The following is a 3,482-nucleotide window of genomic DNA, read 5'->3' as shown; positions in this document are numbered from 1 at the left end:
AAGATTGAATTACTGGCGACTTACCGAAAGGAAAGAAGCGAGTGATTAAAACCGAATTTGCTTGGCGGCCATAGCGCGGTGGTCCCACCTGATCCCATGCCGAACTCAGAAGTGAAACGCCGTAGCGCCGATGGTAGTGTGGGGTCTCCCCATGTGAGAGTAGGGAACTGCCAAGCATTAAATTAAAGCCTTAATGTAAAAAGACATTAAGTGCGTAAAGAATAAGCGGAGCGGTAGTTCAGTTGGTTAGAATACCTGCCTGTCACGCAGGGGGTCGCGGGTTCGAGTCCCGTCCGTTCCGCCAACTATTTAGGGGCGTAGTTCAATTGGTAGAGCACCGGTCTCCAAAACCGGGTGTTGGGAGTTCGAGCCTCTCCGCCCCTGCCAGTTACCAATTAAGTAATAACAAAATTTATACTACTTTGTAGCCCAGTTAATTAACTGGGCTTTTTGTTATATAAAAACCACTATATTTTTCTCCAATCCTTCCAACTCTGCCAATCCTAAATCGTATTTATAACTTTATGTATCATCCAAATGATTAATCTAACATTATTCACATAATATTTTTCTGGGTATTGAGTCTGTTATTAGTAATAACATGTGCTTCAATCATCAATTTTATTACTGATATATCAATTTGACTGAAGCACAATGCTACTGATGGTTGGAGACAGGTTGAGAAAGTAGTTGCTGAATTAACACTTGTTGATCACTGGTATTGAGCCATACAGCAAATAGCGGTTTTTGGATGATCTCTACTGCTGCTGGTGAGAGATCGGGATATAAATCGAGCCAATGAGTAGGTAAAAAAGCAACGGCATTTGTTGTTTTCATTAACTGATAAGCAATCATAGCTGAATTTGTTGTCAAAATAGGTTCTGTTTTTGGTGCAGAGCTATTTTGTGAAAGTGGTGACAAATCAGCACTCCACTCAATTTTGATAAATTGTGCGCTTTGCTGGTTCAGGTGTGATGCTCTTTTCATTAGTTGAAATGTGATATTGCCAATTACTTTACTTTCCAACTCATCCATTTTGGGTGCTTCTGTAGTAAAAAGCAGATCTAGCTCACGAGCATGAAGTTGCTTTACTAGAGATTGCCTTGTAGAGACTCTAGATTCAATTCTAAGCTCATTTCTTTCTAAGTAAGCCTCTTGTAGCCAAGAGGTTAGATAAGCGTCCCAGAGCGATGCTGTCGCACCAATTGAAAGTTCTGAGTGTTGGGAGGCGTGGCTAATTTCTTTTTTTGCCTGTAACCAGGTATTCATTAATGACTCAGCATAAGGGATAAGCCTTTCTCCAGCGAGTGTTAAGCGAATATTGTTACGATGGCGAGTAAACAAATTTGTCCCAAGTTGGGTTTCTAATTGGCGTATTCTAAAACTGACCGCAGACTGTGTTAAATAAAGAGATTCAGCGGCTCGGCCAAAGTGTCTTGTCTTACTGACTTCCAAAAAGGTTTTCAGTAATTCGGTATCCACATCTATCTCCAAAAAAATTTGTCGTTACGATTTAAATATTTTGTTTTACAGAACCGCATGACTCCCTAATACTCCGCGCCATAAGTATGACGATAGAGAATTAGGAGTGTGTCAGATGGCAGAAAGTTTTATCACGACTAATCGTTTTTTTGACAATAAACATTATCCGCGTGGTTTTTCTCGTCATGGCGATTTCACTATCAAGGAAGCCCAGATATTGGAACGTCATGGTCAAGCTTTCAATGAACTTGATTTAGGCAAACGAGAGCCTGCAACTGAAGCGGAAAAATTATTTGTTGCCATGTGTCGTGGCGAACGAGAAGCAGCTACTGTTGAAGAAAAAATTTGGAAGAAATATACCAGTCGTATAAGTCGTCCAAAACGTTTTCATACCTTATCGGGTGGAAAGCCACAGCTCGATCCATCTGATGACTATACCGATTCTGATGATTAATATCATTAGTTTTAATTTAAAAGGGGCGTATTTCGCTCCTTTTTTACTTACCCTTCTAACTGTTTTTGTAAATAGATCATCAGTCTATCCATGGCGCGAAAACTCAACGCTTCAATAAGATGATTTCGTTGTATTTTTTGCTCATTCTCAAGATCGGCAATAGTTCTCGAAACTCTTAAAATTTTATGCCATGCACGAATAGATAAGCCTAATTTATTCAATGTCTCTTCAAGAAAGAGTGCATCTTCGGTATGTAATTGACAAAAATGTTCAATCTCTTTACTTGATAAATAAGTATTAAGCTTGCCACTTCGCTGGAACTGACGTTCCCTGGCTTGTAAAACTCGAGCTCGTATGATGCTACTCGATTCATTTGTATGGGTCGATTGTAGTAGTGCACCTTGAGGTAATAATGGCATTTCAACGGATAAGTCAAACCTATCTAAAAAAGGTCCCGATACTTTGCTTAAATAACGTAATACTTGTTTTACGGGCGTTCGATTATGAGTACCTTGATAGTGCCCTGTAGGACTTGGATTTAATGCACCGACAAGTAACACATTTGCGGGATAGCTAATTTTGGCTTTAGCGCGTGAAATGGTAATTTTGCGCGCATCAAGAGGCTCTCTAAGTGCATCTAACACACGTCTATCAAATTCCGGCAATTCATCTAAAAATAAAATGCCATGATGTGCAAGTGTAATTTCACCGGGTTTAGGAATAGATCCACCTCCGGTTAAAGCAACGGCAGATGCCGTATGATGAGGTGCTCTAAAAGGACGTAAAGGCCATTTACCATCATGATGTATCGTATTTGATAGGCTACTGATAATTAATACATCAAGGGCTTCTTTAGCTGTAAGTGGAGGTAAGAGAGTATTAATGCGTTGTGCCAACATTGTTTTTCCTGTGCCAGGAGGGCCAAGAAATAAAATGTTGTGATTTCCTGCTGCAGTGATTTCTGCAGCTCTTTTTGCGTTATTTTGTCCAATAATATCACTAATATCTTTATTATTTTGGTTTTCAATTGTTTTGTGATTAATATTGTTTTTAGCTTCAATTAATGGGGTGTTATTTTCTAAATGATGACAAATATCCAAAAGATGGCTAGCTAATAACGCGGATTTATTAGGTAAGAGCGAAACTTCTGATTGATGTTCAATAGAAATGATAGATATTCTATTATCTTTGTTGGCGCTTAAAATTGAGGGAATAACCGCATTCACTTTTTGTAATTTACCGGAAAGTGCAAGCTCACCGATAAATTCATAACTATTTAATTTATCAGAGATTAATTGCTCTGAGGCAATTAAGATAGCTAACGCAATGGGTAAATCATAGCGGGCTCCTTCTTTAGGTAAATCAGCGGGTGAAAGATTAATCGTAATTCTTTTTGCTGGATAACTATATCCACTATTTATTAATGCGCTTCTTACCCTATCTTTCGCTTCTTTTACGACAGTTTCAGGTAAACCAACTAAAGTGAGTCCTGGTAATCCCTGGCTAATATGAGCCTCAATAGTAATAAGTGGTGCAGAGATCCCTA

General features: G+C 38.9%; 3 protein-coding genes, 2 tRNA genes and 1 rRNA gene. 4 read left to right on the top strand and 2 right to left on the bottom strand.

Annotated elements, in window-relative coordinates:
• Nucleotides 1-60: 60 nt before the first annotated feature.
• The 3 genes from rrf to AACU95_RS02220 all read left to right on the top strand — a co-directional run bounded on the left by rrf (nucleotide 61) and on the right by AACU95_RS02220 (nucleotide 387).
• A 5S ribosomal RNA gene (rrf, locus tag AACU95_RS02230) occupies nucleotides 61-176 on the top strand.
• Between the two features lie 51 nt (nucleotides 177-227).
• A tRNA-Asp gene (locus AACU95_RS02225) sits at nucleotides 228-304 on the top strand.
• Nucleotides 305-311: 7 nt separating this feature from the next.
• Nucleotides 312-387, top strand: a tRNA-Trp gene (locus tag AACU95_RS02220).
• A gap of 270 nt (nucleotides 388-657) precedes the next feature.
• Here the strand turns inward: AACU95_RS02220 and hdfR are convergent.
• The gene (gene hdfR / locus AACU95_RS02215) at nucleotides 658-1,482 is read right to left on the bottom strand and encodes an HTH-type transcriptional regulator HdfR (RefSeq protein ID WP_004249680.1); all 825 of its coding nucleotides are present in this window, start codon (nucleotides 1,480-1,482) and stop codon (nucleotides 658-660) included.
• Nucleotides 1,483-1,597: 115 nt separating this feature from the next.
• On the opposite strand from hdfR, the gene AACU95_RS02210 reads away from it, so the two are divergent.
• Nucleotides 1,598-1,936 (top strand): DUF413 domain-containing protein, encoded by a 339-nt coding sequence (locus tag AACU95_RS02210; RefSeq protein ID WP_004246370.1) that lies wholly within the window; start codon nucleotides 1,598-1,600, stop codon nucleotides 1,934-1,936.
• A 47-nt stretch (nucleotides 1,937-1,983) separates the two neighbouring features.
• On the opposite strand, the gene AACU95_RS02205 is transcribed toward AACU95_RS02210, so the two are convergent.
• On the bottom strand, nucleotides 1,984-3,482 hold a 1,499-nt coding region (locus AACU95_RS02205; protein ID WP_161737160.1), incomplete at its 5' end, for a YifB family Mg chelatase-like AAA ATPase.

It is taken from the genome of Proteus sp. G4415, assembly GCF_963896075.1.
Lineage (GTDB): Bacteria > Pseudomonadota > Gammaproteobacteria > Enterobacterales > Enterobacteriaceae > Proteus > Proteus mirabilis.
Note: the sequence above shows the minus strand (reverse complement) of the source record. Positions and strands in the feature narration are given on the sequence as shown.

Coding starts and splice junctions, on each gene's coding strand:
- AACU95_RS02210 (WP_004246370.1), top strand. CDS start 1,598: ATGGCAGAAAGTTTTATCACGACTAATCGTTTTTTTGACAATAAACAT.